Origin of the sequence: Nonomuraea deserti, assembly GCF_004348685.1 — a bacterium.
Lineage (GTDB): Bacteria > Actinomycetota > Actinomycetes > Streptosporangiales > Streptosporangiaceae > Nonomuraea > Nonomuraea deserti.
Map to the genome: position 1 here is coordinate 1 of NZ_SMKO01000337.1, position 4,927 is coordinate 4,927.

5 protein-coding genes and 1 pseudogene are annotated in these 4,927 nt (G+C 68.1%); 3 read left to right on the forward strand and 3 right to left on the reverse strand.

Going from position 1 to position 4,927, the window contains the following annotated elements:
- The first annotated feature begins 126 nt into the window (after positions 1-126).
- Positions 127-1,249: pseudogene (locus tag E1292_RS49400) on the forward strand (IS30 family transposase).
- Here the strand turns inward: E1292_RS49400 and E1292_RS49405 are convergent.
- Genes E1292_RS49405 through E1292_RS52070 form a run of 3 tightly spaced genes read right to left on the reverse strand, consistent with a single transcriptional unit; the run spans position 1,200 to position 2,030 of the window.
- Entirely contained in the window at positions 1,200-1,766 is a 567-nt protein-coding gene (locus E1292_RS49405; protein ID WP_281284166.1) for an IS3 family transposase, read from the reverse strand. The pseudogene E1292_RS49400 and the gene E1292_RS49405 overlap by 50 nt on opposite strands.
- Positions 1,708-1,872 carry a hypothetical protein gene (locus E1292_RS54710; protein WP_246091033.1) on the reverse strand — a complete coding sequence of 55 codons (165 nt, stop codon included), beginning with the start codon at positions 1,870-1,872 and terminating at the stop codon, positions 1,708-1,710. The genes E1292_RS49405 and E1292_RS54710 overlap by 59 nt, the downstream gene beginning before the upstream one ends.
- Positions 1,869-2,030 (reverse strand): hypothetical protein, encoded by a 162-nt coding sequence (locus E1292_RS52070; RefSeq protein ID WP_165975168.1) that lies wholly within the window; start codon positions 2,028-2,030, stop codon positions 1,869-1,871. The genes E1292_RS54710 and E1292_RS52070 overlap by 4 nt, the downstream gene beginning before the upstream one ends.
- Positions 2,031-2,249: 219 nt before the next feature.
- On the opposite strand from E1292_RS52070, the gene E1292_RS49410 reads away from it, so the two are divergent.
- Both E1292_RS49410 and E1292_RS49415 read left to right on the forward strand, forming a co-directional pair.
- Positions 2,250-3,431: an NAD(P)/FAD-dependent oxidoreductase gene (locus E1292_RS49410; RefSeq protein ID WP_132606724.1), complete on the forward strand. Its 1,182-nt coding sequence runs from the start codon at positions 2,250-2,252 to the stop codon at positions 3,429-3,431.
- 82 nt (positions 3,432-3,513) lie between these two features.
- Positions 3,514-4,467: an RNA polymerase sigma-70 factor gene (locus E1292_RS49415; RefSeq protein WP_132606725.1), complete on the forward strand. Its 954-nt coding sequence runs from the start codon at positions 3,514-3,516 to the stop codon at positions 4,465-4,467.
- Positions 4,468-4,927: the final 460 nt, after the last annotated feature.

Sequence of the window (4,927 nt, forward strand, 5' to 3'; positions counted from 1 at the left end):
AATCCGGCCGCACCTCGGCGACCATCCGCACCGCTCGGCGGCGCAGCTCGGCGGGGTAGGGAGACTTACCAGGCATGGACTCGATCCTCTCAAGAGATCAAGTCTCCACCGAACCCGGGGCGATTCATGCTGCGCGCCAGGGGGTGCGGAGTGCGGGAGATCGCCCGCCGTCTGGGACGGGCACCGTCGACGATCTCGCGGGAGCTGCGGCGCAACGCGGCGACCCGTGGCGGCCGCCTCGATTACCGCGCCTCGGTCGCGCGGTGGCACGCCGACCGCCAAGCGTGTCGGCCCAAGGTGTGCAAGCTCGCCGAGAACGACCGGCTGCGGCAGTATGTGCAGGATCGGCTGGCCGGCACGGTTCGCGCCCCGGACGGCAGCTTGGTTGAAGGACCGCAGGTCCGCTGGATCGGGCGACGTCACGGGCGCCGCCAGGACCGGCGCTGGGCGAGGTCATGGAGTCCGGAGCAGATCGCCAACCGGCTCCCGGTCGATTTTCCTGAGGATGAGACGATGCGGATCTCGCACGAGGCCATCTACCAGGCCTTATATCCAAGGCCGCGGCGCGCTGCGCCGCGAGCTGACGGCCTGCCTGCGCACCGGCCGTGCGCTGCGGGTGCCCCGGGCCCGGACTCGGGGCCGCGGAAAGAAGTTCGTCACCGAGGACGTGATGATCAGTCAGCGGCCCGCCGAGGCCGGGGACCGGGCCGTGCCCGGACACTGGGAAGGCGACCTCATCATCGGCCTGGACAGCTCCGCGATCGGCACGCTGGTCGAGCGCACCACCCGGTACACGCTGCTGCTGCATTTACCTCGGATGGAAGGCCACGGCGAAGGCCAGCGGGTCAAGAACGGCCCGGCACTCGCCGGGCATGGCGCCGAAGCTGTCCGTGACGCCATCGCCGCCACCATCACCACCTTGCCCGAGCAACTTCGCAAGTCGCTGACCTGGGACCAGGGCGCGGAGATGGCCCAGCATGCTCAACTGCGCATCGACACCGGGCTGGAGATCTACTTCGCCGACCCGCACAGCCCCTGGCAACGAGGCACCAACGAGAACACCAATGGCCTGCTCCGGCAGTACTTCCCCAAGGGAACCGACCTGAGCAGACACAGCCGCAACGACCTGGACGCCGTCGCCACCGCGCTCAACAGCCGCCCCCGCAAGACACTCGGCTGGCGTACTCCCGCCGAGGCGTTCAACGAGCATCTATGCTCGCTGACAGGCAGTGTTGCAACGACTCCTTGAACCCGAGTTGGCTGCCCTTGTCGCTGTGGTGAATCACCCCCGCCTCGGGGCGACGCTGGTGCAGCGCCATCGCCAGCGCGTCGGTCACCAACTCGGTGCGCATGTGCTCGGCCATCGCCCAGCCGACGATCCGGCGAGAGAACACATCCAGCACCACCGCCGGATAGACGAAGCCCTCCCAGGTCGGCACATACGTGATGTCAGCGGTCCAGACCCGGTTCGGCTCAGCCGCGGCGAAGTGGCGTTTGACCAGGTCCGAGGCGGCCGTGGCGCGCTTGTCGGCGATGGTGGTGCGGCATCCCTTCCGCCGGCTCACCCCGACCAGCCCGGTGGCGCGCATCAGCCGGGCCACCCGCTTGCGGCCCACCCGGACCCCATCCAGCTCGCGCAGGTCGGCATGGATGCGCGGCGCCCCATGGATTTCATCGGGGCCTGGTGATGCGCCCGGATCCGCTCGGTCAGCTCGGCGTCGCGACGGGCTCGAGCAGAGGGGCCGCGCCGCTGCCGGGCCGCCCAGGCGTAGTAGCCCTGGCGTAGTAGCCCTGGCGCGACACACCCAGCACCCGGGCCAGCAGGGAGACCTCGTGGTGGTCCTTCTCCGCATCGATCAGCCGGAACCTCATCTCGGCAGATCCGGTCCCCGCGCGAAGAAAACCGCGGCCTTACGCAAAATTCCCTTCTCCTCGCGCAGAATCCTGTTCTCACGCCGCAGCCGGGCCAGCTCATCCTTCTCAGCGTTGGATTCGGCGCGTACTACGACGGTCCCGTAGTGGCTGGCCATGTCTCCCAACCGGCGGCGGTAGCACTCCCCGTGCTGAAGCGAAGGGGGCTCTGGGGCTTGGGCACCTACTTCTCTGGCCAGCGGGCCACTTCGGAACGTGCGGCTACAGCTGGGACGGGATTTCTTGTGGCGCATGTCACAAAACCGGAGTGTCACGTTCTCCGGAGGCGTCCTGTCCCATAGCCGTCCCGAACGAACGAGCCCCACGGAGAGCGAGCGATGAACACCAGCACCGCCCATCAGATCGTCGTCCTCGGCGCCGGCTACACCGGCCTGATCGCCACAGCTCGGCTGGCCCGCTACACCCGCAGGCTGAACACCCGCATCACCTTGGTGAACCCCTCGCCCCGCTTCACCGAGCGTCTGCGCATGCACCAGGTCGCCGCGGGCCAGGAACTGACCGACTTCCAGATCCCCGACCTGCTGAAGGGCACCGACGTGCGATTCCACCAGGCCGCCGCCACCGCCATCGATACCGCTGACCGGACCGTCGCCCTCGACGATGGTGTCCTCCTTCACTACGACACGCTGGTCTACGCCCTCGGCAGCGCCACCGACGCGAGCATCGTCCCCGGTGCGGCCGATCACGCATGGACCCTCGACGACCCCCGTCTGGCGCACCGCCTGTCGCAGCGGCTGCCCGGGATCGCCGCTGCAGGCGGCACGGTCACCGTCTGCGGTGGCGGACTCACCGGCATCGAGGCGGCCGCAGAGATCGCCGAGGCGCACCCGGCGCTGACCGTCAAGTTGGTCTGTGCCACCGAACCCGGTTCCATGATGGGCGAGAAGGCCCGAGCCCACCTCAACCGCGTCCTGGACCGGCTGGGCGTGGTGCGCATGGTCGGGGTGAGGGTCACCAAAGTGCTGCCCGATGCGGTGCGGCTGGACACCGGTGAGCTCGTCTGCTCGGATCTGACCCTGTGGACCACCGGTGTGCGGGTGCCGCAGCTCGCTGCCCAGGCCGGAATCGCCACCGACGGGAAGGGGCTCATCATCACCGACCCCACCCTGCGCTCGGTTTCGCACCCTGAGATCCACGCCATCGGAGACGCCGCCCTGGTGCGGCAGGCCTGGGGGCAGCTCCACGGCACATGCCAGAGCGGGGTGGTCACCGCCGACTACACCGCCGGCGTCATCGCCCGGCTGCTGCGCGGGAAGCCAGTGAAGCCTCTGCGGTTCGGCTACTTCCACCAGCCGGTGAGCCTGGGCCGCAAGGACGCGGTCGTCCAGTTCACCAAAGCCGATGACACCCCGAGGCGGTGGTACCTCAAGGGCAAGACCGCGGTCATCTACAAGGAGCAGGTCAGCAGCACCCCGCCGGTGGCCGCCAAGATGTCCCGCCATGTGAAGATACCGGTGCAGCTGTCGAAGGGGGGCCGCGCCACCCGAAAGGCCGCATGATGTTCCAGGACTCGGGTCAGGAATCCACCAGATCCCCCGGCCCGCTGAAATCCCGAGCTTCCGACCACTAGGCATGGTTCCGATGAAGGATCGCGAAACCGGCCGGCCGGCCCCGGCGCCCGAGCCGCGCCAAACGGCGATCGACCCGTTCGTCGAACACCGCCGGTTGCTGTTCGGCACCGCCTATCACATGCTGGGCAGCGTCGCCGACGCCGAGGACATCCTCCAGGACGCCTGGTTGAAATGGCATGCGGTGGACCAGGATCTGGTCGAGCATCCCAAGGCCTACCTGGTGCGCACCGTCACCAACCTGGCCTTGAACCACCTCACCTCCGCCCGAGCCGTCCGCGAGACCTATGTGGGCCCATGGCTCCCCGAACCGCTGATCACCCCATCGAACGCCGTTGAGGAGACCGAAATGGCCGAGACAGTGTCGACGGCCATGCTGGTCGTCCTGGAGACCCTCAACCCCACCGAGCGGGTCGTCTTCGTGCTGCGCGAGGTCTTCGGCTATTCCTACGCCGAGATCGGCGGCTTCCTCGATCGCCCCGCGGCCACCGTGCGCCAGATCTCGCGCCGCGCCCGCTCCCACGTGCAGGCCCGCCGCCCCCGCTTCGACGCGGACGACGGGGCGCGCCAGGAGGTCACCGAGAAATTCATGGCCGCCTGCCACGGCGGTGACCTCAACGCACTCATGGAACTTCTCGCCCCGGAAGTGACGCTGTGGAACGACGGCGGCGGCATCGTCACCGCCGCCCGCCGTCCACTGCACGGCCCTGACCATGTGGCGCGCTGGATCCTGGGCGTCATGGCCAAACCGGTCTCCGCCGACATACGCCTCGAACCGGCCGTCGTCAACGGCGAGCTGAGCGTCGTCGGCATGATCGGCGACTACCTCGTCGGCGCACTCACCTACGACATTCACGATGGCCGCATCGAGAACATCCGCTTCCAGGTCAACCCCAACAAGCTGAACGGCATTCAAACGGCGGGCGGCACCGACGGCCCTACCCTCAACACCAAAGGGACACGGTGACGACCACAATGGCGAAGACCACCGCCCCCGCCGCCGGGGATCGCAAGGCCAGTCCTCGTCCACCACCACCCACAGCACCGACCCGTCAGCGGCCACCGCACGCTCACGGCGGTAACGCTGCGGCACGGGGCATGACGAGCATCCGAACGAAAAGTCCCGTTAGCAGAGCAGCGTTGAGCGGCTTGCCGTGACTTGCCGTTCAAATGCGGTCTCGCCAAAGGGTTTGGGTGCGGCTCCTCCTGAGTGGTGCGACACGAAGTCGCGCATATCGAGTGAACTCGCAGATTGGAGGCCGGTTATGCCGGGTGCGTAGTTCCTGATCAGTGTTCGAGATTGGTCCCCGCCCCGACGTGCGTCGGTGGGTCTTGCTCACCGGGGTGCGAAGCTCGGGGAAGACGCCCAAGGGCCCCTGTTCCGTCTGGGGGAGCAACCGGGCAAGGGGAAGACCGGACGGGTGAAC

Coding starts and splice junctions, on each gene's coding strand:
- E1292_RS54710 (WP_246091033.1), bottom strand. CDS start 1,872: ATGAGGTTCCGGCTGATCGATGCGGAGAAGGACCACCACGAGGTCTCC.
- E1292_RS49415 (WP_132606725.1), top strand. CDS start 3,514: ATGAAGGATCGCGAAACCGGCCGGCCGGCCCCGGCGCCCGAGCCGCGC.
- E1292_RS52070 (WP_165975168.1), bottom strand. CDS start 2,030: ATGGCCAGCCACTACGGGACCGTCGTAGTACGCGCCGAATCCAACGCT.
- E1292_RS49410 (WP_132606724.1), top strand. CDS start 2,250: ATGAACACCAGCACCGCCCATCAGATCGTCGTCCTCGGCGCCGGCTAC.